This window comes from Ectobacillus ponti (assembly GCF_024294785.1).
GTDB lineage: Bacteria > Bacillota > Bacilli > Bacillales > Bacillaceae_G > Ectobacillus > Ectobacillus ponti.
On record NZ_JANCLT010000001.1, the window covers coordinates 585,647 to 607,151 of the forward strand.

A 21,505-nucleotide genomic window follows, 5' to 3' on the forward strand; every position below is an offset into this window, starting at 1 on the left:
CTAGCAAGTTCCGCAGCCGTTCGCAAAGAGGGGTGTCCCCCTCATTGCGCGGCGAGCCAGTTTGCAGTAGCGGCAATCATCTCATCCTGCTGCTGCTTGGCTGGAATTTTCGCGTCATGATCACCTTTTTGCTTGCCATATATACCAAACTGCGCGTGATTGCCGCCTTGTATTTCATAAAGCTCAGCCTTCTTGGACAGCAAATGCTTTGTATCATCAATCTTGCTGATTGTGGAAAGGCCGTCATATTCCGCATACAGCGACAGCATCGGCACATCCGTTTTCGAAAAATCATTGGAAGCCGCCGGGTATGAGCCTAGAAAAATGACCCCGGCAATTTCCTTTTGATGACCATACGCATAAGAGGCTGCCGCCACCCCTCCCAACGAGTGCCCGGCTGTATACCATGTCTTTACAGATGGATAGGCCGCTATAGCTTCTTTCGCCTTGTTCACATCAAGCAGCGCAAAGTGAAAGGCCACCCGAGGAATGATGACTGTATATCCGGCTGCCGCCAGCCCCTTTGCATAGTAGCTGTAAGCGGCCGGCTCCACCTTCGCTCCCGGGTACAAAACAATGCCGATGTTTTTTGCTTCCTTCGGCTGAAAGACAAGAAAATCGCCGTTCTGTTCCATGTCTTGCTTTGGCACGAGTGTGTACAGCTCATCAGTTGGTTTATAGGTTTGCTCCGACCAAATATAGAAGCCGCTAAACGCCAGAACCAACAGAGCTGCAAGTGTAAGGAGCACACGCTTGATCACTTTTTTCACAGCATTTCCTCCCGTTTTGTTATAAATCTATTTTAACCGCGAGATTGATAAACCGGCAAATCCGTATAAAATTGTGAGCAAAGGCGACAACAGACAGAAGAACGAGAATGGTGCGTACTCAGCGGCAGAGACACCCAGAACGCCTGCCAAAAATGCGCCGCTTACCCCCCATGGCACAAGCGGATTCACCACTGTTCCCGCATCCTCAAGCACCCGGGAGAGATTCTTGGCCTGCAAGCCGGCTCTGCGGTAGAAATCCTTGAACGCGTTCCCCGGTAGCAGAATGGACAGATATTGCTCCCCGACCAGAAAATTAATGCCGACTGCTGCCACAGCTGTGGCCGAAATCAGCAGGGGGATGCGGCGCAGCGACTCTGTCATTCCACTCAGCAGGGCTGAAATGATGCCTAACTGGAACAGCAATCCGCCCATAGCCAGCGCCAGCAGGACAATGGAAATGGAAAACAGCATGCTTTCCATCCCGCCCCTGTTTAATAGGGCATCCACTTCCGGAACGCCGCTCTCCGCCTTGTAGCCGGAGAACAGCAGCTGCAGCGCAGACCCGAATGCGATGCTCTTTTGGCTCATCAGGCTGATGGCAACCGCAGAGAGTACGCCTGCCGACAGCGTCATGATGGCGGGTGCCTTTTTCAATGCGAGCACAACCAGAATGAGGAAGGGAATGGGAGCGTACCAGTGAACCAACCCCATATCCTGCAGGGTGCGCCTAATGATGGCCATCTTGGCAAAGCTTCCTGTGTTCTCGCGCGGCGACAGGATGGCAAACGAAATCAGCGATAACAGAAAGGCTGGAATGGTGGTCCAGCACATATTTTTGATATGTTCAAACAAATCTACCTCCACAGTCATGGAAGCAAGGTTTGTCGTGTCAGACAAGGGCGACATTTTATCGCCAAAGAAGGCACCGGAAACAATGGCCCCTGCCGTAACGGCGCCGGAAAGCCCCAAAGCGTCACTGACCCCCATGAAGGCGACGCCCAGTGTCGCTGCTGTGGTCAAAGAGCTTCCCAAGCTCATGCCGACAGCTGCTGTAATCAAAAACACAATAGCATAGAACAGCTTGCCGTCAGCCAATTCCAGCGCCCAGTAGATAAACGTGGGAATGGTTCCGCTGGTCATCCAGCTGCTGATCAGCATACCGATGAAGAAGAACAGGAACACTGCGCCAAGACCTGATTTGGCTCCTGCAGTCATCCCATCCTCCAATACGCGGAGTGGAACGCCTTTTGCCATCCCATACAGGAGCAAGCCTACAATGGCCAACACAATAGGTGTGTGCGGCACAAGGCTGTATTTCACAACGGATATGCCCATCCCCCCCAACAATAAAATCATTATAATAAGAGATTCTGATGTTTTTATTTGTAAAACTGGTTCTTTCTGCATAGTGTTTCTCCTCTCCGAAACATACAAAGAGCCCCTTCGCCACTAGGGACGAAGGAGCTCCGCGGTACCACCCTATTTGATAAACATCATGTTTATCCACTTACAAAACCTGTTCTTTCGCGGCAGGTGTAATTCGAAGAAGCGGCCGCCTGGATTCTCACCAACCATCCAGTCTCTGTGTGCTGCCAATCGCTCCTCTACTCGGGTCTGCCAAACAGACTATATATTTGTTTCATTCAATTGCAATGGTAAAACAGCCGGCTGTTTCTTGTTACCAAGCTTATTATTATCCCAGAAAACTGTCAAGAGATTATTCCTCTCACAGAAATAAGCTGAATAAACGAATGAATAGATGCTGTTCTCATGCTGCAGAATTAGCGGCCCACTTTCTTCGCTTTCTTGATTTGGTCCTGCTTGTTGCTGGAGAAATTCGAGGAATCCTGGAAGTTTGGCTGGCGCTGGCCGCTGTTGTTCTTCTTGCTCATGCTGTCTCCCCCCTTTCGTCTCTCTTAGCTTCTCCTGCGGCAACCGGGACATGCGTGTGCATAACCATCAAATCAAAAGAGAGATCCGGCAAATGAAAAAAGGCTGACACCAGTCAGCCTTTCTCCATCAGTTCGCTACAACGTTCACCAGCTTGCCTGGCACCGCGATAATCTTGCGGACTGTTTTGCCCTCAATTTGCTCGCGTACGTGCGCCAAAGCCAGCTCTTCCATTTGCTCCTTGGTTGCGTCCTTTGCGACAACAAGCTTCGCCCGAACCTTGCCGTTTACCTGTACCACAACTTCCACTTCATCTTCCACAAGCTTTGCTTCGTCATAAGCCGGCCATGTTTCGTAGGAAACGGTGCCGCTGCGGCCAAGCTTCGTCCACAGCTCTTCGGCCAAGTGCGGCGCAACAGGGGACAGAAGCTTCACAAAGCCCTCTGCATATTCCACCGGTACAATCTCCGCCTTGTAGGCTTCATTCACGAATACCATCAGCTGGGAAATGCCTGTATTAAAGCGCAAGCCTTCGAAGTCTTCCGTCACCTTCTTCACCGTCTGATGGTAGACGCGCTCCAGTGACTTGCCGGATGCATCCGCAATTTTCGCGTTCAGTTCGCCGGTTTCCCCGACAAACAAGCGCCATACGCGGTCCAGGAAGCGGCGTGCACCGTCCAGTCCTGTTTCAGACCAGGCGATGGAAGCCTCCAACGGCCCCATGAACATTTCGTACAAACGAAGTGTATCTGCGCCATGGCTCTCCACGATGTCATCCGGGTTCACGACGTTGCCCTTGGACTTACTCATTTTCTCATTGTTGGAGCCGAGAATCATTCCTTGGTTGAACAGCTTCTGGAATGGCTCCTTCGTCGGCACCACACCCAAGTCGTACAGGAACTTGTGCCAGAAGCGCGCGTACAACAGGTGCAAGACCGCATGCTCGGCACCGCCGATGTACACGTCAACCGGCAGCCAGTGCTTCAGCTTTTCCGGATCGGCCAGCTTGTCGCTGTTTTTCGGATCAATGTAGCGCAAGTAGTACCAGCAGCTGCCGCCCCATTGCGGCATTGTGTTTGTTTCGCGGCGCCCTTTTTTGCCTGTGGCAGGGTCCACTACGTTCACCCAGTCCTCAACGTTCGCCAATGGAGATTCTCCCGTGCCGGATGGACGGATGTTTTCCGTCTTCGGCAACACCAATGGCAGCTCTTCTTCAGGTACTGCCGTCATGGTGCCGTCTTCCCAATGGATGATCGGAATCGGCTCGCCCCAATAGCGCTGGCGGCTGAACAGCCAGTCACGCAGACGGTATGTAACCTTCTTCGTGCCGATGCCCTTCTCCTCCAGCCAAGCGATCATCGCATGAATGCCTTCCTCTTTGTTCGTGCCGTTCAAGAAATCGGAGTTCACATGCTTGCCGTCGCCTGTGTAGGCTTCCCTCGTGACGTCGCCGCCTTCCACAACCTCTTTGATCGGCAGCTGGAATTTCTTCGCAAACTCATAGTCGCGCTCATCATGCGCCGGCACCGCCATGATGGCACCTGTGCCGTAGCTTGCCAGCACATAGTCTGCAATCCAGATCGGCATTTTCTCGCCGTTTACCGGATTAATCGCATATGCACCTGTGAATACGCCTGTCTTATCCTTCGCCAAATCCGTGCGCTCCAAATCGCTCTTTAGCTTCACTTCATTGAGATATGCTTCCACAGCTGCCTTTTGCTCAGGTGTTGTAATGCTTTCAACCAGCGCGTGCTCCGGCGCCAATACCGCGTAGGTTGCGCCGAACAATGTGTCCGGACGCGTTGTGAATACAGTGAACGTGCCCTCTGCGCCGTCAATGCCGAATGTAATTTCCGCTCCCTCGGAACGGCCGATCCAGTTGCGCTGCATATCCTTGAGGCTTTCCGGCCAATCCAATTCCTCCAGATCCTCAAGCAAACGGTCCGCATACTCGGTAATGCGCAATACCCACTGCTTCATCGGACGGCGCTCAACAGGGTGGCCGCCGCGCTCACTCTTGCCGTCGATGACCTCTTCGTTTGCCAAAACAGTGCCGAGTGCCGGACACCAGTTTACCGCCACTTCGTCAATGTATGCCAGGCCCTTCTCATACATTTTCAAGAAAATCCATTGCGTCCACTTGTAATAATCCGGATCCGTCGTATTTACTTCCCGGTCCCAGTCGTAGGAGAAGCCAAGCGCTTTAATTTGGCTGCGGAACGTGTTGATGTTCTTCTCCGTAAATTCAGCCGGGCTGTTGCCTGTATCCAAAGCATACTGCTCAGCCGGCAGGCCGAACGCGTCCCAGCCCATTGGATGCAGTACATTGTAGCCCTGCATGCGCTTCATGCGGGACAGGATATCTGTTGCTGTATAGCCCTCCGGATGGCCGACGTGCAGCCCGGCACCGGATGGATACGGGAACATATCCAACGCATAGAATTTTGGTTTGCCATTGTCATCCGGCGTGCGGAACGTTTTGTTCTCTTCCCAATACGCCTGCCACTTCTTTTCAATCTCATTGTGATTGAAGCTCATTCCAAATTCCTCCTTCTTCGTACCAACGCAAAAAGACTCCCATCCCTGTAAAGGGACGAGAGTCTGAGATTCCCGCGGTACCACCCTGATTGGCGCAACATGCGCCCGCTCAATATCCGTAACGTGGACAAACGGCAGCCGCTACTCCATTCACAGCTGCAACTCCAAGGCGAGTTCAAAGCAGAATACGGGTTGACTCCCACCATCCGTCAACTCTCTGGGCCGTTTCTTTGCTTCTACTGCTCCTTGTCACTGTCATTGCTTATTTTACATGTATCTTATTCTAAAACATTGCGTATGTTCCGTCAAACCCAAAAAAGCGAACTGCCTTACATCGCCACATGCCGGTCTGCTTGCTTCGCCTTCAGCTTCTGATCGTACACACCCATCACAGCCATAGATACTACAAGCATCGCCATCATCACGAAAAATAATACATGCATGCTGTAGACATCCGCAATAATGCCGCCGAGCACCGGCCCAAACATCCGCCCCCCGGTTGCCGCGCTGTTGACGAGCCCCTGATAAAATCCGATTTTCCCTTCCGGCGCCAAGGTGTTCGCGATGGTCGGCACTGCCGGCCAGACAAACATTTCACCAATCGTCAGCACAACCATTGCCGCCAAAAACATGGAAAACTGCTCCGCCTGCGCGACAATCAAGAAGGAAGCAATGAAAATGAGCGTGCCTGCCAGCACCTGCTGCTTCAAGGTCCACTTCAGCTTCTGCACCAGCCATGTGATGAACGGCTGAGCCAGTACAATCATCGCTCCATTAATCGTCCAAAGCAAACTGTAGGACTTCAGGCTGATGTGCAGGGACTGCATGTAGGTGGAAATGGTCGCCTGCCATTGAGTATACGCCATCCAGGCGAACATATAGCCTGTAGACAGCATGAGCAGCGCCTGCATGGACGGCGTCAGCTTCCAGCCCCGTTGCTTCTCTTTCGCCTTCTTCTCCGGCATGGCCTGAATGCCGCGGAAGCCGGAAAGGGCAATGAAGAGAAAAACAAGATACAACATCAGGTTTGCTGCAAAAATATATTCAATTTTATAGGACGCCACCAGCCCGCCGAGAGCAGAACCGACCGCAACCCCCATGTTCTGCGCCACATACATGGCGCTGAAGGCGCGCCGGCCGCCCTCCGGCCAGACAGCGCCAATCATGGCGTACATGGACGGAAACACCATGCCGGAACCAAACCCGATGACCGCCATCCAAACCACATACGCCGGCCATTCGTGATGCAGCACCAGTCCGGCCACAGCTGCCAATGTAATGAAAATACCGCTCAAAATCGCTTTGTAGCCACCCCATTTATCAAACATGATCCCGCCGATCAGATTCCCGAACACGCCTGTCAACGAGTTCAGCATCAGCACCGTGCCGGCCACTGACAGTGACTGCCCGAGATGGTCATGCATGTAAATGGAGTTGAACGGCCATAAAAAAGAAGAGCCCGTTACGTTAATAACCATACCGATTACCAACAGCCATACCTTCTTCGGCACTCTTCATCCCCCCTATTCCTCGTACATATGCAACATTACGATTGTATGCCTTTTGCAAACCATTGGCAACCGGTAAGAAATGCTGACACCAAGAAAAGCGGAGGGGGCTCTTTCGGCTTGCAGAAGGAGGTTCTGACACTTAAAAGGCGCTTTTTACCTTTTATAGTGGCAGGTTCTCCCTGGCAGCAAGCCAGCCCCCGTAGCTGGACACCAGAAAAGTAGAATCGGCCCGTTCAGCCTACAGAAGGGAGGTTACTGAGATGCAGGAGTCCCTCCCAACAAAAAAGAGAGCGGCATCATGCCCCTCTCAGTCTTGTCCCATCAGCTTTTTTCGGTCATTTACACGCGGCGGCTGCTCCATCCACCCCCGATTGATTAACAGCTCCAGCCCATCTTCGGCAAAATGGGCGGCCTTGTTGATAAAGCTGGCATACATCGAACCAAGATCTCGGCGCATTGAGGTGGACAGGGCCGCGCCATACACCGTAATTCCCAGTCCGGCAAGCCCGGTTACCACATACAGCATCAACGAATCAGAGAACGGCGAAATGGTAGAATCCGTCACATTGACATCCCAGGTGGTCGGATAAATCACATCGCTGTCCATCAGTGCTTCATGCACATGCTCCACGATTCCTTTTGTAAACTGAACGCCGCGTGCATAGTATTGCTGCAGCTGCGGATCTTTGTTCACTTGGGCAAAGCCGATGCAGATGGAACGGCCGATTTCATTGTTTAAGCCCGTCATGTATAAATGCGCCACTTCCACCGCCAACAGCGGCCGTTTCTTGCCGAAATACCCGCCCATGAAGCTTGTTTTTTGTACGTAATCCAACTGGCGGGGATATGTAATCTGCGGAGACCGGACATAGACTCCCTTCGCCTGCATGACATCCCGCACACTGATATGCAGTTCGTAAGCGCGATCAAAAAAGACGCGGAACATATCACTGAGATCCTTGCGGGCAGCCATTGTAATGGCTGCTGCATGTGTTGCCATGGCTGTCCGGCTTCCATGCAAAACGAAGGTCAGATAGAACACATCGCTGAACAGGCGCGGCGTCCCCTTCACAACATGCTGCTTAATTGGAAAAGCATGCGGCGGCAAAATTTCTTCCTGTTCAAAGATGCGCTCCACATCTTCCATATTCTGTTTCGCTATCATCAAAGCCTGCTGCATCCGCGGTCTTACTTCCTCGTCCTCCACCGTCTCGGCAAAGTGCGTCAGTACGCAGGCCATGGCGCTGTCATTCATATAAATACTCCACAGTTCGGCAATCTCCGCACTGGTCAACTGGGTATGCTCTTGATGCTCCATTTCGATCCTCCTCACATGGTCTCTACCCCATATTGTTGTCCAAACACCATTTATTCCATCCACATGCCAGCCCTTTTCTTGAAAGTTTAGTCCATTTCACTTATGCGATATCCTGTCCAAATGATGGACAGGTAAAAGCCCCGGCATGCCGGGGCTTACTTTGTCTTGGATCTTTGCGGCTGTCCTTGCTTTGCGTACTGCTGCTTGGACTTCACAATCGGGTCGTTTGGGTTGGAGTATTCCGGATTGCTGCCGTTTTGTGTTTTTTGTTCCGGGTTGTTTTTGTCAGAACGGGTTGCCATATTCATTCTCCTTTCTTATTGCAGTTGCGCCGGACAGCTCTCTGCCTGGGCTGAATGAGCCGGTTCCGCTTTTCTGGTGTCCAGCTGCACCGGCTGGCCCACTGCCAGGGAGAACCTGCCCGCATAACAGGCAAAAAGCGCCTGTTAGCGGCCAGAACCTCCCTTCGGTGGGCTGAACGAGCCGGTTCCGCTTTTCTTAGTGTCCAGCTGCAGCAGCCAGCCATCTGCCAGGGAAGAACCTGCCCGCATAACAGGCAAAAAGCGCCTTTGCGGGACAGAACCATTCCCTTCGGATGGCTGACCGGGCTGCTTCCGCTTTTCTTAGTGCAGGGTGACAATCATTTGGTGCTGGAGGTGGCGCATTTGGATCAAGGCGCGTTCGATGCGCTCACGCTGATCCTCGTTGGCGCTGTGCTCCAAATTCTCCAGCCCAATCACAGCCTGCTCCAGCTGCTGCTGGGCATCGCTGTATTCCATCTGGTTATGGTGCTCCTGCCGCATGCCCTCCTCCAGCTGCTTTTGGGCATACTGGATGGCTTGCTCGGCCGTATTGATATATTGCTCCAGTGATTGACGAGTTGTCATTGGAAAGCCTCCTCTGTGGTTCTTGTCGCGTTTATTGTCCCCAATAATGCAAAGGGTATGAGCGGGTGCTATAATGGATGATGCTTGTATTAGTTTTCACATAGAGGGAGGAAACACTGTGCATAACCCGTTTCCCTATTCCAACGACAACAAACGCTATCATACATGGAATTACCATCTCCGCCAGACATTCGGGGAAAAGGTGTTCAAGGTATCACTGGACCCGGGCTTCGACTGCCCGAACAGGGACGGCACGGTTGCCTATGGCGGCTGCACCTTCTGCAGCGCGGCCGGGTCCGGTGATTTTGCCGGCAACCGGAAAGAGGATGTCATCACACAGTTTCAGGACGTAAAAGCGAAAATGCATGAGAAATGGAAAAGCGGCAAGTATATGGCGTACTTCCAAGCCTTCACGAATACGCATGCGCCCTTGCATCTACTGAAGGAGACGTATGAGCCTGTGCTGCGCGAGGAAGGTGTGGTGGGCTTGTCCATTGCCACCCGCCCGGACTGTCTGCCGGATGATGTAGTGGAGTACCTGGCAGAGCTGAACGAGCGCACGTATCTATGGGTGGAACTCGGCCTCCAAACCGTGCATGAGCGCACCGCCATGCTGATTAACCGTGCCCACGACTACGAGACCTATGTCCGCGGCGTGGAAAAGCTGCGCAAGCATAACATCCGCGTCTGCTCCCACATCATCAACGGGCTGCCGCTCGAAAGCTATGACATGATGATGACGACCGCCAAAGAGGTCGCCAAGCTGGATATTCAAGGCATAAAAATCCACCTGCTCCACCTGTTGAAGGGGACGCCGATGGTAAAGCAATATGAAAAAGGAATGCTGGAATTTCTGTCACAGGAAGAGTACATCCGACTGGTGGCAGACCAGCTGGAAATCCTGCCGCCGGAGGTCATCATTCACCGCATTACCGGTGACGGCCCGGCAAACCTCATGATCGGCCCAATGTGGAGCCTCAGAAAATGGGATGTGCTGAACGGCATTGACGCGGAGCTGGTGCGCCGCGATTCCTGGCAGGGTAAATTTGCGGAGGTGCATGTATGAAGCTGGAACGAATTCTCCCCTTTGCCCGCACGCTGCTGCAGACAGCCGTAACGCCCGGCAGCTATGCAGTGGATGCCACCATGGGCAACGGACATGATACTGCCTTTCTGGCGGAGCTTGTTGGAGCTGATGGCTTGGTGTTTGCCTTTGACATTCAGCAACAGGCTCTCGAAAGCACGTCAGCCCGCCTGCAGGAGCGCGGTTTGGCCGGACAAGCCGCTTTATTTTTGGAGAGCCACGATCGGCTGCTTGAGCTGCTGCCTGCAGATGCCAAAGGCCGTGTAACCGGGGCTGTTTTTAACCTCGGTTATTTGCCGGGCGGTGACAAGGCTGTAGTGACGAAACCGAATTCCACCATCAGCGCCATTCGGCAGCTGCTTGAGGTCATGGCACCGGAAGGAATTATTGTGCTCGTCATCTATCACGGCCATCCGGAGGGACAGCTGGAGCGCGATGAAGTCATCCGTTTTGCAGAAGGCCTGGATCAGCAGGCGGCCCATGTGCTGCGCTACCAATTCATCAACCAGCAGAACAACCCGCCGTTCATCATCGCAATTGAAAAACGATAAAGCCAGGGGGCAGCCCCTGGCTTTTGCGATATCTTACACTTTTTTCGGGTTTATCTTACACTTTCCCGCTTCATCCAAGCTTGCGGTACAGCTTGCCATTAATATAAAAGAAATAGGAGGTCAAGCCGCCATACTTCACAATCCGCTTCGCCATCTCCTGCATCTCCGCCTGCTCCGTCACTTTGCGGTCAGACAGATACAACCCCAGCAGCCCGCGGCTGATCAGCTTGTGGAAGCGGGAATGCGGCAGCCCCTCCAGGCTGCGGTCCGTTTCCGTGACAAAGTGCTTCAGCCGATCCAAGGTTTCGGCCCGATTTTCATAATAGCTGCAGAAATTGAGATCGCCGCCGGCGCGGTCCTCCTCCTGATCAATAAAATAATCAAGCAGAATATGAAGCCCCTGCATGTACGGGAAATAGCCCTCACGAATCTTCTGAATCTGCTCTTCACTTAATTCCTGATGGAAGGAATATGCCACGAGGCAAAAAATCCCCAGTGTAGAGCCGGCACAAGCAGAGAACTCATACCATTCCATTTGCGGCAGATTGATGCGATGGCGGTTGAACCACGACTGCAGCCGCGGTTCACGCTCCTCAAATTGCACATGCTTATGTACTTGCAAATCACAATAGTAGGCTGCCAGCTCGTGCAGTACAGCAGAAATTTTCGGGTAATGCTTTGTTTGCTGCAGCACCTCCTGGCATGTTTCCACCAAAGCGGCCAGGTAGCCGCCGTCATCCTGCTCCTCACGGAAGCGATAATAATGTTTCAGCGGGGCACCGGGTGTCAAAGCGTGCAGCATGGATTCGTGCAGCGCCTCAAAATCAACCGGATCCAACGAGGTGCTCCGATCACATAAATTGTCGAGATAGTCGCTGATGGTTTGGTAAGCGCAAATAAAGCGGACGCACGCCTCCTGTTCCCGGCCTGCCAGCAAGGATAAAATGCCGCCGCCCTCACAATGGAAGGTCTTATGCTCAATGCTCGCCAGCGCCTGCCTGCGCAGCTCCTCATTTGGAATCCGGGCCGCCCGCTCCTTCCAGCGGCCCAGTTCGCCGTGCACCAGGGGCTTGACTCCCCGATACACCTTTGTCATCAATGAAACAGGGTTTGTCGGAACTCTCAAGTGCTCTCACCTCTCCACAAACTCAATTGTGCTTCCATGAAATATTTGGCAAACGCAAAGACCTGCGCACTTTCATACTCATTGAACAGTTCGTGGTAGCAGCCGCGCCACTCCTTATAAGCCTTATTGCTGATGGGGGACTGGTCGAACCACTTCCGCACCATTGTCCGGTCCACAATCTTATCTTCACACGCCTGCATGATGAACAGCGGCACATCCGGAAAACGGCGGATTTGCTCATGGGCCTCCTCCATCCCGCGCAGCAGTTCGGTATACCAGCGGACAGACACCTTCTGCAGATATAAGGAATCGTTCTCCATTTCATCACGGATTTCCTTGTTGCGGGTTGCCATTTCTACCGTCAGGTTTGACGGAAATTTGACATCCGGCTTTACCACATTCAGCATCTTGGCCGCTGCCCTGAGCGGTGCCCCCGGTCCTGTCGCAATTCCCAGGCATGGCGATGTCAAAACGACTCCCTGTACCGTTTTGTGGATTTCCTGCAGAAAACGGATGACAATCAGGCCGCCCATGCTGTGGCCGAGCAGAAAGAGCGGCAGGCGGTAGTCTTCGGCAGCCTTCACCCACTCGTGCACCGTATGTATATATTCATCAAAGCTGTCAATATGCCCCCGGTTGCGCGTTGTGGTGCCATGGCCCGGCAGGTCGCCCATGATGACATGATACCCTTCCGTCAACCACTGATCAGCCAGCTTCAGATAGCGGCCATGATGCTCCATGGCTCCATGCACGATCACAATGACGCCTTTTGCTTGTTCAGCCTCCCGCTTCCACATCTTGCACCACTCCTATTCTCATCTCATGCAAAAGTTTGCTACACTATAGCTAAGCAACTAAAAGGGGGATTCCACATGATATATCCATATAAAGAAAAACATCCAAACATTGCTGAAAGCGCCTTTATAGCTGATTATGTCACAATCACCGGGGATGTGACAATCGGCGAGCAGGCGAGCATCTGGTTCAACACGGTCATCCGCGGTGATGTATCGCCGACCATCATCGGTGACCGCGTCAATGTGCAGGACCAATGCACACTGCACCAAAGCCCCAAATATCCGCTTATTCTGGAGGATGACGTAACAGTGGGGCATCAGGTGATTCTACATAGCTGCACCATCCGGAAAGACGCCCTCATCGGCATGGGCTCCATTGTGCTGGACGGAGCTGAAATTGGCGAGGGAGCCTTTATCGGCGCCGGCAGCCTCGTACCGCAAGGCAAAGTCATTCCGCCAAATACCTTGGCATTCGGCCGTCCGGCCAAGGTGGTACGCGAGCTGACGGAGGAAGATCGCAAGGACATGGCGCGCATCCGCCGCGAGTATGTGGAGAAGGGACAATTTTACAAGAGCATCCAACAGCGCTGAAGATTGGCCCGGAAAGCTTCGCTTTCCGGGTTTTGTACTTTTCATCTTACTTTTACATAGTCTTAGCATCCACTCAACATCTGTTTCTTATCATAGAACCTGTAAAACTACTCAGTGGAAACGGAGGAATCTCTCATGCTTTCACGCTCAATCCATGCCCTAAAGCCTCTGCCTGAACGCAAACAAGCCTCCGGGAAACCTCCGGAGGCTTGTTTTTTCACTTTCTATACTCCAGCTTATGCCAGTTGAAATAAGCGATCACCGTGACTGCAACAGAGATGAGGCTTACAATCGTCATGCTGGTTACGAGGCTGTATTCACGACCGTAGTAGGCTTCAATTGTCATCTGCAGCGACACGATATTGATAATCAACGCAGCCAAAATAATCACAATCCAAGTCCGCTTATTCATGGCGGTACTTCCTTCCCACCGCGTACACCTTGCCATCCTGCACCTCGAGCTCAATCAGCGGGAGCTCACGCTGCGGCGGCCCTTCCACAGGGTGACCCGTCTTGATGTCGAAGAAGCCGCGGTGGCATGGGCAGACGAGGATATCGCGTTCTTTTTCATAAAACACCGGACATTGCAGGTGTGTACATTTATTATTATAAGCTACAAGCTCACCCTCGACTGTATGCACGAGAATGGCCGTATCTCCTTCAGTCGGATAGCTGAAGGTTGTGGACGCACCCTTTGGCAGGGAAGACAGTTCCGCAATCTTGACTCTTGCTTCCTGATCGGCCTTCTTTTTTGCGCCCGCAATTTGGAATGGCAGAGTTGCCAGGCCAAGCGCCACAGTGGCGCCTGTCATGGACTTAATGAAGGCGCGGCGGTTATATTTCACATCATCCACACGCTTCAGGTTATCAATTAAGTTGCTCATATCATGTTCCGTTTCCGGCTTTTGACGTTTACTCATGTCCAACGCTCCTCCCTTCTGGACGGGAACTACTCTGTATAGACACCGAAGAATTCAGGGACATAATTCCACTTGTTTCCTTCTTGCGGCTTTTTGCCTTCCATTAGATTCATGCGGGCACGGCCGCGGCGAAGCGCCTGCATCTCATCAAAATCGATGAAGCGGATGGCATCGCTCGGACAAACAGATGCGCACATCGGCGGGATGTCTTCCTTTGTCCGGTCGTAGCACATGTCGCATTTGTACATTTTGTTCGCTTCAAAGTCGAACTTCGGAATGCCGAACGGGCAGCCAAATGTACAGTTGCGGCAGCCGATGCACTTTTCCTCCATGGCAGACAGCACGACGCCCTCTGCGGTGATTTGGATAGCATTCGCCGGGCAAACACGGGCGCAGGCAGGGTCTTTACACTGCATGCACATCATCGGGAAGGTCTGGCGGCTTTCCATAAAGTCGACATACTCCACGTAGTTGCGTTCTTTATATTCATGATCGCCGCACTCCCGGCATGCCGCCTGACAGGAGCGGCAGCCAATGCAGCGTTCGAATTCCAGATACATAACCTTTCTCATTAGATTGTCCTCCTTACGCCTTTTCTATTTTGACTGCGCACACTTTGAATTCGGGCATGCGGGAAATTGGATCCAGGGCTGGGTTTGTCAGCTGATTGACCGACAACTCCTTACCCCAGTGATATGGAATAAAAATAGTATCCTTGCGAATTGTTTTTGTCAGGCGCACATCCACTGTCATATGGCCGCGGCGTGTAGTCAGCTTTACTTTGCTGCCGTTCGTCAGATTATACTGGGCTGCGAGTTCCGGGTGCATTTCCGCGTATGGCAGCGGGCACTGCTCCATGAGGAAATCGACACGGCGCGTCTGGTTGCCGGACAAATAATGGAAGACAACGCGTCCGGTTGTAAGCACAAGCGGATATTCTTCACTTTGGATTTCACCCGGCTCTCTCCAGTTGAAGATGCCAAGGTTTGCCTTGCCGTCAGGTGTATTAAACTTCTCTCTGAACATATTCGGTGTACCCGGGTGATCCTCGGAAGGACATGGCCAGAACACGCCATCTTCTTTATCAATCCGTTCCCATGTAATACCATAATAGTCGGCAGGGCCGCCCTTTGTCGCCACACGGAATTCGTTGAAAATCTCAAGTGCATTTTCGTAAGGGAAGAATTTTCCTTTGCCCATGCGCTCTGCAATCAGGCTCATGATTTCCCAGTCCGATTTGCTTTCGCCAATCGGGTCGCGAACCTTGCGGATACGGATGACGCGGCCTTCGAGGTTTGTTGTGGTTCCTTCATCCTCTGCCCAGGAAGTCGCGGGCAGAACAACATCTGCATGCTCTGCTGATTCAGACATGAAGAAGTCGCTCACCACCATGAAGTCCAGCTTTTCAAATGCAGCGTTCACATAGTTCGCGTTTGGCGCAGATACAGCCGGATTACTGCACATAAGGTGCAATGCGCGAATTTCGCCGCTGTGCATCAGGTCGAACATTTCGTACGCGGATACCCCCGGCTTCGGCATATCCTTCGGATCAATGCCCCATACGCCGGATACGTACTCCACAGCTTTTGGATCCGTCAGCTTGCGGTAGCCCGGCAGCAAATCCGCCTTCTGACCGTGCTCGCGGCCGCCCTGCCCATTTCCCTGTCCCGTGAAGGTGCCGCAGCCGGAGGCAAACTTGCCGATCATGCCGCGCAGCAGGGACATCGTAATGTACATCTGCACGTTATCCACGCCTTTGGACTGCTGCTCAGCGCCGCGGGCAAACATGACAACGGAGCGCGGGGATTGGCCATAAATATGAGCTGCTTTGATCAGCTTTTCAACAGCAACCCCGGTGATTACAGATGTATATTCCGGTGTGCAATGCTCTACAGATGCCTTCAGTTCCTCAAAGTTGTTGCAGCGCGCCTGCACATATTCATGGTCTACATATCCTTCTCTAATGAGCAAATGAATCATGCCGGCTGCCAGCGCGGAGTCTGTGCCCGGCTTCAAATCCAGATGAACATCCGCCACGCGGGCAATCGGGATTTCACGCGGATCCACCACGATGATTTTTGCCCCTTTATCCTTTGCCTTCCACAGCCACTGTGTGCTTGTCGGGTGGCACTCCGCAGAGTTTGTGCCGGCCAGGAAGAAGCAGTCTGTGTGCTCCAATTCCGGCACCGGCAATGTCATGCCGCGGTCAATGCCGAATGTTTTCAGCATGCCGCCGGCAGCTGAACTCATGCAGAAACGGCCATTGTAATCGATGTAGCGCGTTCCCAGGCCCACGCGGGCATATTTGCCTACAAGATAGCACTTTTCATTTGTCATGGATACGCCGCCAAACACGCTGACTGCGTCCTTGCCATGCTCACGCTGAATGCGCTGGAAGTTCTCCGCAATGTAGTTCAATGCCTCATCCCAGGAAACAGCTGTAAATTCCCCGTTCCGCTTAATCAGAGGCTTTGTAATCCGGTCCGGATGTTCAATCGTTTGGTATGCCGTTACACCCTTCGGACACATCTTGCCGTTTGTCACCGGCCAGTCATAGCGCGGCTCCACGCCGACAACCTTGCCCGTCTTCTTCTCGACACGAATATGCATGGCACACTGCATGCCGCAATAGCAGCAGTGGGTTGTAATCAATTCTTCGCCTGGCTTATGCAGGTTTTTTACGCCTTCCTTTGTCACAAATTGACTCATCACATTTCACCCCGTTATTTTGCTGATACCGTTTCTTCGTCTGGTTGCTTCGGCACGCCGTAGAATTCCTCGGCACGCTTCTGGCCGAAGCCTGGAATATGAATACCGTTAATGGTTTGGATCGGGCCGTACGGGTCACCGAGCGGCGCGCCCATGTTCAGCTGCTTCATCACACGGATGCGGCGGCGGCAGGCCGGACAATAGTCAGCCAAGTACGTGCCGTCTGCCAGCTGCAGGTCAAACTGCTGGGCAGCCAGAATTTCTTTGACATCCTGGATTTGATCATCGTTGCTGTAAGGACTGCTGCACTTTTTACAAGCACGTGTATCCACTTTTACAACCTCCTGATAGTTCATCGGAACGGCTGTCGCCAGCGGCCGGATCGGCACGTGGAACAGCTTGCCGAACGGGAAGTATACAAGGAACAAAACAATTTCAACCTCGTGGATGAGACGGAGCTCAGGATGGAAGAATCCGCCGAGGAAGACATACGATACTGTCAATGCCAAGCCGGTAACTGCCGCGCCAAGCAGCAGGAGAAGCGGCAGAATGTCAAACTCAAATCGTTGGGTAACCCGCACATCCTTATTGATCGTGCGGCGGATGAGTGCCATTGTCGCACCGATCAGCAGCATCATTGCAAACATATTCAAGGAATTGTACATCAGCTCGGCCAGTACGCCGTCCGCCTTGATTTGTATCACCTGATGGTTGAACATGATGACGCCGTATGTGTCAGCATCAATTAAGCTGAAACGGAAGAGACCGAACACAAGCCCCATTGTAAAAGCGAGAGAGCCAATGCAGCCCCAGGCAATCAGGAAGTGCTGCACGCCCCGGTACAAGCCGCGCTTAAAAATGAATTTTTGCAAAAAAATGTTTTCAAAGCCTGTTTTCACGATCGACAGCAGGTTGCGTTTCACCCTGTCTGCCGATTTCAAGTTGTGGATGCTTCGCTTTACGACTTGGCTGGTAGCTGGCCGGGCAAACCAGAAGCAAACGCGGATGACCATCCCGATTGCAAATACGATCGACCCCAGCAAGTAGCCCAGCGTTGCCAAATCGATATGGACAAACTGGTCAGTTGAATACCAGACAACGAACACAAGCACCAATGTTGTCAAAAAAGAATAGAAGCGCGCTTTCGAATAAAATTTGCGCTCGATAATATCCATGGTCTTGCCTCCCTTTCACCGGAAACCATTTGTTGCTTTCATTATAGGTTTGCGTGAGCGAAATCACTGTGACGCACATCACATATAGATTTGACAATGTCGTGACATCAAGATGGATATTTTTGTAATATACAGGCGGGGACAGACACGAAGCTGCGAGGAAACAGGGGGCTGATGAAATGCAAAAAGCCGGTCCAGGAAGCAAATCCCGGACCGGCTGATGATTCTACATCATCAAATTGCCTTCTTATTTTTCAAACAGAGTGTTGGACAGCAGACGGAACAGATAGTCTGTGTGGTCACGGAAGCCAGGCTCCAAACCAATCAGTGTAACATCCTTGCCCTGCTCCTTCACCATGACAGGCTGGCCCTGGGCGCTGCTGCGATTGGCCCAATGGCCCGCCATGAAGAAGTCTGTTGTGTTTGCATATGTTGCCAGCACCTTATCGTTCTGCACGCCGCTGCCCGTGAACCAAGCCGGACGGTATACAAAGCCAATATCTTTTTGGCCGTAGCCTGCTGTTGCGCCGGTGCCCTCATAGTTCACCTTGACAATGCCGTTGCTGTTGGAGCCGCCGGCCATAATTGTATCATCTGTCAGACCGAGCGTTTTGGAAGCCGTGGAAGCGCCCGCACCCACTGCAATATACTTGCCGCCGCGGCTGACGAAGCTGTTCACATTTGCTTGGAATGCATCGTACTGCGCCTGATCCTGCAAACCAAATTCCTTGTTGGCAGCGCTCAAGCTAAGGGAAATTAAGCTTGCTGTACCGCTGTATACAAAGGCATCATAAGCGCCTAGTCCTTGCTGCGCCACTTCTACAGGCGTCATTTCAGTTACTTGGAAGCCGAGGCGCTTCAGCGCCAGCTTTGTGCCTGCATGGGACTGCTGCTTGCCCATGCCGCCATCCTTCAAGATTGCAACCTTCACATTAGAGATGCTGGCTGCTCCTGCAGGTACTGCAGCTGTGCCAATCTGCAGGCCGGATGCTTTCACTGCCGCTGAAATCGTGTTGGCTGCCGCTGTTGTGTAGAAGCTGCCCTTTGCGTCGCGCTTCACTTCCACACCCTGCTGCAGCAAAGTGTTCACCAGCTTGACAGCCTGGACAGAGCTGTTTGGAATCAGGTATGGGCCTTTGCCGGATACAGATCCTGAGCCAGTTACGTTGTTCACCTTTGTTGTAACCACATTCACGTCTGTTTGTACAGCTGTCGCCTGGAAGCCCCACAGCTCCGGCAGGCTCCACGCGGAAATATCATACATGGCAGGCGTATCATTGGTGATATCCTCGCCGTCCCACAGCATGGTGTTGGCAAGGCCGGCCTTTGCCTGATCCATTTTTACCAGGAAGGTTCCCTGCGGGTATGTCTTCCCTTCTGCCGTGAAGGATTTTGCTGCCTGTACGACCTCAATATCGTTGTTCAGCAAGTGGTTGACTGCTTTATATGTAACAGTCGGATCCTTTGGATCAACCGGCAGGACATACGCTTTCGGGAAGAAGCCTTCCTTATGGAACGGGTGGTCAAAGTTGATGCCGCGCTTAAACATTTCGATTTGGTCTGTAATCATGCCCTGCTTGTTTTGCGTTGCGAATTGCAATGCTCCCATAATGGCATTGTACATCCAGCGCACACCATCCAAATCGTTTGTAGGCGTTTCCAGTGTGTGGCCGTATGCGCCGTGGTACATGGCGTACATTGGCGTAAAGATTGGCGGGTAGTCATCCCAGCCTGCCGAATCATTGCGCTGCGGGATATACACGCCTTCCATGTTCTGGTACAGGGAGCCTGTGAAGCCCGCTTTGTCGCTCATAATCTGTGCTTCCATCGCTTCTGCCTGCTTGTAAGCCCACTTGTTGTACAAGTCGTACTCATAGTTCGGGTTATGCGGCGGTGTGCAAGGCTCAATCAAGCCCTGGCGGTTTGGCGCATAATTTTTCACATAGCCATGTGTATCCAGGAACACCATTGGATTCCATTCTTTAATCAAATCCACCGTTTCCCGTGTTTCCGGCTGGGATTGTGTAATAAAGTCACGGTTCAAATCAATGCCGGCTCCGTTGAAACGAGTTGCGTTTACGCGGCCGTCAGGATTTTGCACAACATTGAAAATTAAGATATTGCTGCCTAGAATGCTCTTTGTAACCGCATCATCCTGTGTCGCAAAACGCTCAATCAGCTGCAGCACCGCATCACTGCCGACGAATTCCGTTCCGTGAATGGAACCATTAATCATAATCGGCGTTTTGAACTCTGGATTTGCAGCAATCCAATCCTGCGCTTTTTGCGGATTTTTGAACATCTGCTTGCGCAGTGCCTGAATCTTGCCAAATTTGCCTTGTGTCTCCGGGTCTGCGATGGTTACTACGTACAGCGGATGGCCGTCAGCGGATGTGCCGCGCACTTCCACCTTCACACGGTTGGACTGCTTGGCAATTTCCTGCAGCTTGGCGCCGATTTTTGAGAACTTCGTAAAATCATAGTTTTCGCTGTTGAATTTGCTGCCGTCCTGCTCTTCATATGTATTTACGTTTGTCCACTTTGCCGGGTCGGCCAATACGTTTGCCCATGGTGCGCCTGTCAGAAGCCCGACTGCAACCGCACCGGCAATCATTGCTTTTTTCTTCATTTTTAAACCCCCTTAATCATGCATAAACAAAAATACTTAACGAATAAATATTAAAGCAAGATTCATTTTATTTCGTTTTTTAAAACATTTCAACATTTTTTGTAAAATTCATATTTTCTATATATTTAAATTAAATTTCCATTCCTTTTTATGCCGCTCAGAATGATTCTGCAAATTTTGTCCGGCCATGTACATGACAGCTTCCTCCCTCTGTACAATTAAGAGGACTCCAAAAAATAACAAATAAAAAAAGACCAGCTGAAACCTCTGCCGGCAGCAGGTGTTCAAGCTGGTCTCTCTTATAATCTATTCGATATTACAATAAGAAGCGGGGCAGTTCTCACAATTGATTTCCTGCTTTAAATACTCTAAGTCATGGATAATGATTTTCCGCCCTTCGAAGGACAAAATCCCCATGCCCTTCAGCTCATTCAGTGTGCGGTTCACACTCTCCCGTGTCGTGGAGCTGAAATTGGCCAAGTCTTGGTTTGTGACTTGTACATCTAGTAAAATACCGCTGTCAATCTCTTTGCCGTAGCTGTTCACCATCCGGATGAGCGTGGAATACAGGGCGCCCTTCTTGCCGTATAGTACGAGGTCACGGAATTTCGTATGCTGCTTCCGGATATGGTCCGTCATGACACGCATAAACTCGGCTGCAAATTCCGGGTTCACAAGCAGTTCCTTCTCAATGGCCTCATTCTTAATCACCAGCACTTCGCTTTCCTCCAGCGCTTTCCCGCTGAACAAATACTTGCCGTTTTGCGAGAACACCATGAGTTCCCCCATGATGGAATTCGGCCCGCACAGCCGCAGACAAAGCTGCTTGCCATCGCCGGACAGCTTATTAACTTGAAATTTCCCCTTCAGTACAATGAAGAACCGGTCACCATCCTGCCCCTCACGAAACAAGTAGGTGTTCTTCTTCACTCTCATTGTTTGATAGGCCAGCTTCGACAAGTGGCTTACACTTTCGGCGCTTAACACGTTCGACATACGCTCCTACCCC

19 protein-coding genes and 1 other annotated feature are annotated in these 21,505 nt (G+C 52.0%); of the genes, 3 read left to right on the forward strand and 16 right to left on the reverse strand.

Features of this window, described 5'->3' with window-relative positions:
* Nucleotides 1–41 precede the first annotated feature (41 nt).
* The 7 genes from NK662_RS03010 to NK662_RS03040 form a co-directional block, all read right to left on the reverse strand.
* Nucleotides 42–770 carry an alpha/beta hydrolase gene (locus tag NK662_RS03010; protein ID WP_254757203.1) on the reverse strand — a complete coding sequence of 243 codons (729 nt, stop codon included), beginning with the start codon at nt 768–770 and terminating at the stop codon, nt 42–44.
* Between the two features lie 27 nt (nt 771–797).
* Nucleotides 798–2,177, reverse strand: coding sequence for a Na+/H+ antiporter NhaC (gene nhaC / locus NK662_RS03015; RefSeq protein ID WP_279663332.1), 1,380 nt, complete (start codon nt 2,175–2,177; stop codon nt 798–800).
* A 612-nt stretch (nt 2,178–2,789) separates the two neighbouring features.
* Entirely contained in the window at nt 2,790–5,198 is a 2,409-nt protein-coding gene (gene leuS / locus NK662_RS03020; RefSeq protein WP_254757207.1) for a leucine--tRNA ligase, read from the reverse strand.
* Nucleotides 5,199–5,246: 48 nt separating this feature from the next.
* Nucleotides 5,247–5,460: a binding site (T-box leader), on the reverse strand.
* A gap of 67 nt (nt 5,461–5,527) precedes the next feature.
* Complete coding sequence (locus NK662_RS03025) at nt 5,528–6,709, reverse strand: MDR family MFS transporter (RefSeq protein WP_254757209.1); 1,182 nt, start codon at nt 6,707–6,709, stop codon at nt 5,528–5,530.
* A 307-nt stretch (nt 6,710–7,016) separates the two neighbouring features.
* The gene (locus NK662_RS03030) at nt 7,017–8,027 is read right to left on the reverse strand and encodes a DUF3231 family protein (protein WP_254757211.1); all 1,011 of its coding nucleotides are present in this window, start codon (nt 8,025–8,027) and stop codon (nt 7,017–7,019) included.
* A gap of 155 nt (nt 8,028–8,182) precedes the next feature.
* Entirely contained in the window at nt 8,183–8,329 is a 147-nt protein-coding gene (locus tag NK662_RS03035) for a glycogen biosynthesis protein GlgD (RefSeq protein ID WP_254757213.1), read from the reverse strand.
* Between the two features lie 321 nt (nt 8,330–8,650).
* The gene (locus NK662_RS03040; protein WP_254757215.1) at nt 8,651–8,914 is read right to left on the reverse strand and encodes a DUF2524 family protein; all 264 of its coding nucleotides are present in this window, start codon (nt 8,912–8,914) and stop codon (nt 8,651–8,653) included.
* A gap of 73 nt (nt 8,915–8,987) precedes the next feature.
* Here NK662_RS03040 and mnmL point away from each other — a divergent pair, with 73 nt between their 5' ends.
* Complete coding sequence (gene mnmL / locus NK662_RS03045) at nt 8,988–9,980, forward strand: tRNA modification radical SAM protein MnmL/YtqA (RefSeq protein ID WP_438503585.1); 993 nt, start codon at nt 8,988–8,990, stop codon at nt 9,978–9,980.
* Nucleotides 9,977–10,549 (forward strand): tRNA 5-(aminomethyl)-2-thiouridylate-methyltransferase MnmM, encoded by a 573-nt coding sequence (gene mnmM, locus NK662_RS03050; protein ID WP_254757219.1) that lies wholly within the window; start codon nt 9,977–9,979, stop codon nt 10,547–10,549. Before mnmL ends, mnmM begins: the two co-directional genes overlap by 4 nt.
* Nucleotides 10,550–10,619: 70 nt before the next feature.
* On the opposite strand, the gene tbcS is transcribed toward mnmM, so the two are convergent.
* Together tbcS and NK662_RS03060 are read right to left on the reverse strand one after the other, a co-directional pair.
* Complete coding sequence (gene tbcS / locus NK662_RS03055) at nt 10,620–11,675, reverse strand: tetraprenyl-beta-curcumene synthase (RefSeq protein WP_254757221.1); 1,056 nt, start codon at nt 11,673–11,675, stop codon at nt 10,620–10,622.
* Complete coding sequence (locus tag NK662_RS03060; protein ID WP_254757223.1) at nt 11,672–12,472, reverse strand: alpha/beta hydrolase; 801 nt, start codon at nt 12,470–12,472, stop codon at nt 11,672–11,674. The genes tbcS and NK662_RS03060 overlap by 4 nt, the downstream gene beginning before the upstream one ends.
* Before the next feature lie 75 nt (nt 12,473–12,547).
* On the opposite strand from NK662_RS03060, the gene NK662_RS03065 reads away from it, so the two are divergent.
* Nucleotides 12,548–13,063 (forward strand): gamma carbonic anhydrase, encoded by a 516-nt coding sequence (locus tag NK662_RS03065; RefSeq protein WP_254757224.1) that lies wholly within the window; start codon nt 12,548–12,550, stop codon nt 13,061–13,063.
* A gap of 217 nt (nt 13,064–13,280) precedes the next feature.
* On the opposite strand, the gene NK662_RS03070 is transcribed toward NK662_RS03065, so the two are convergent.
* The 7 genes from NK662_RS03070 to NK662_RS03100 form a co-directional block, all read right to left on the reverse strand.
* Nucleotides 13,281–13,475, reverse strand: coding sequence for a hypothetical protein (locus NK662_RS03070; RefSeq protein ID WP_254757225.1), 195 nt, complete (start codon nt 13,473–13,475; stop codon nt 13,281–13,283).
* Nucleotides 13,468–13,983 (reverse strand): QcrA and Rieske domain-containing protein, encoded by a 516-nt coding sequence (locus tag NK662_RS03075; RefSeq protein ID WP_254757227.1) that lies wholly within the window; start codon nt 13,981–13,983, stop codon nt 13,468–13,470. Before NK662_RS03075 ends, NK662_RS03070 begins: the two co-directional genes overlap by 8 nt.
* A gap of 29 nt (nt 13,984–14,012) precedes the next feature.
* Nucleotides 14,013–14,555, reverse strand: a complete 543-nt coding sequence (locus NK662_RS03080) for a 4Fe-4S dicluster domain-containing protein (protein WP_254757228.1) — start codon at nt 14,553–14,555, stop codon at nt 14,013–14,015.
* A gap of 13 nt (nt 14,556–14,568) precedes the next feature.
* Nucleotides 14,569–16,692 carry a formate dehydrogenase subunit alpha gene (fdhF, locus tag NK662_RS03085; protein WP_254757230.1) on the reverse strand — a complete coding sequence of 708 codons (2,124 nt, stop codon included), beginning with the start codon at nt 16,690–16,692 and terminating at the stop codon, nt 14,569–14,571.
* A gap of 14 nt (nt 16,693–16,706) precedes the next feature.
* On the reverse strand, nt 16,707–17,867 hold the full coding sequence (locus NK662_RS03090; RefSeq protein WP_254757232.1) for an MFS transporter: 1,161 nt from the start codon (nt 17,865–17,867) through the stop codon (nt 16,707–16,709).
* A gap of 247 nt (nt 17,868–18,114) precedes the next feature.
* A complete protein-coding gene (locus NK662_RS03095; RefSeq protein ID WP_254757234.1) occupies nt 18,115–20,496 on the reverse strand; it encodes a M14 family zinc carboxypeptidase in 2,382 nt (793 codons plus the stop codon).
* Nucleotides 20,497–20,802: 306 nt separating this feature from the next.
* A complete protein-coding gene (locus NK662_RS03100) occupies nt 20,803–21,492 on the reverse strand; it encodes a Crp/Fnr family transcriptional regulator (protein WP_254757236.1) in 690 nt (229 codons plus the stop codon).
* Nucleotides 21,493–21,505: the final 13 nt, after the last annotated feature.

Bases quoted from the DNA above. Each gene is read 5' to 3' on its own strand.
- nhaC (WP_279663332.1), bottom strand. From the start codon at position 2,177: ATGCAGAAAGAACCAGTTTTACAAATAAAAACATCAGAATCTCTTATT.
- leuS (WP_254757207.1), bottom strand. From the start codon at position 5,198: ATGAGCTTCAATCACAATGAGATTGAAAAGAAGTGGCAGGCGTATTGG.
- NK662_RS03030 (WP_254757211.1), bottom strand. From the start codon at position 8,027: ATGGAGCATCAAGAGCATACCCAGTTGACCAGTGCGGAGATTGCCGAA.
- NK662_RS03035 (WP_254757213.1), bottom strand. From the start codon at position 8,329: ATGGCAACCCGTTCTGACAAAAACAACCCGGAACAAAAAACACAAAAC.
- NK662_RS03040 (WP_254757215.1), bottom strand. From the start codon at position 8,914: ATGACAACTCGTCAATCACTGGAGCAATATATCAATACGGCCGAGCAA.
- mnmL (WP_438503585.1), top strand. From the start codon at position 8,988: ATGGATGATGCTTGTATTAGTTTTCACATAGAGGGAGGAAACACTGTG.
- mnmM (WP_254757219.1), top strand. From the start codon at position 9,977: ATGAAGCTGGAACGAATTCTCCCCTTTGCCCGCACGCTGCTGCAGACA.
- NK662_RS03060 (WP_254757223.1), bottom strand. From the start codon at position 12,472: ATGTGGAAGCGGGAGGCTGAACAAGCAAAAGGCGTCATTGTGATCGTG.
- NK662_RS03065 (WP_254757224.1), top strand. From the start codon at position 12,548: ATGATATATCCATATAAAGAAAAACATCCAAACATTGCTGAAAGCGCC.
- NK662_RS03070 (WP_254757225.1), bottom strand. From the start codon at position 13,475: ATGAATAAGCGGACTTGGATTGTGATTATTTTGGCTGCGTTGATTATC.
- NK662_RS03075 (WP_254757227.1), bottom strand. From the start codon at position 13,983: ATGAGTAAACGTCAAAAGCCGGAAACGGAACATGATATGAGCAACTTA.
- NK662_RS03080 (WP_254757228.1), bottom strand. From the start codon at position 14,555: ATGAGAAAGGTTATGTATCTGGAATTCGAACGCTGCATTGGCTGCCGC.
- fdhF (WP_254757230.1), bottom strand. From the start codon at position 16,692: ATGAGTCAATTTGTGACAAAGGAAGGCGTAAAAAACCTGCATAAGCCA.
- NK662_RS03090 (WP_254757232.1), bottom strand. From the start codon at position 17,867: ATGGATATTATCGAGCGCAAATTTTATTCGAAAGCGCGCTTCTATTCT.
- NK662_RS03095 (WP_254757234.1), bottom strand. From the start codon at position 20,496: ATGAAGAAAAAAGCAATGATTGCCGGTGCGGTTGCAGTCGGGCTTCTG.
- NK662_RS03100 (WP_254757236.1), bottom strand. From the start codon at position 21,492: ATGTCGAACGTGTTAAGCGCCGAAAGTGTAAGCCACTTGTCGAAGCTG.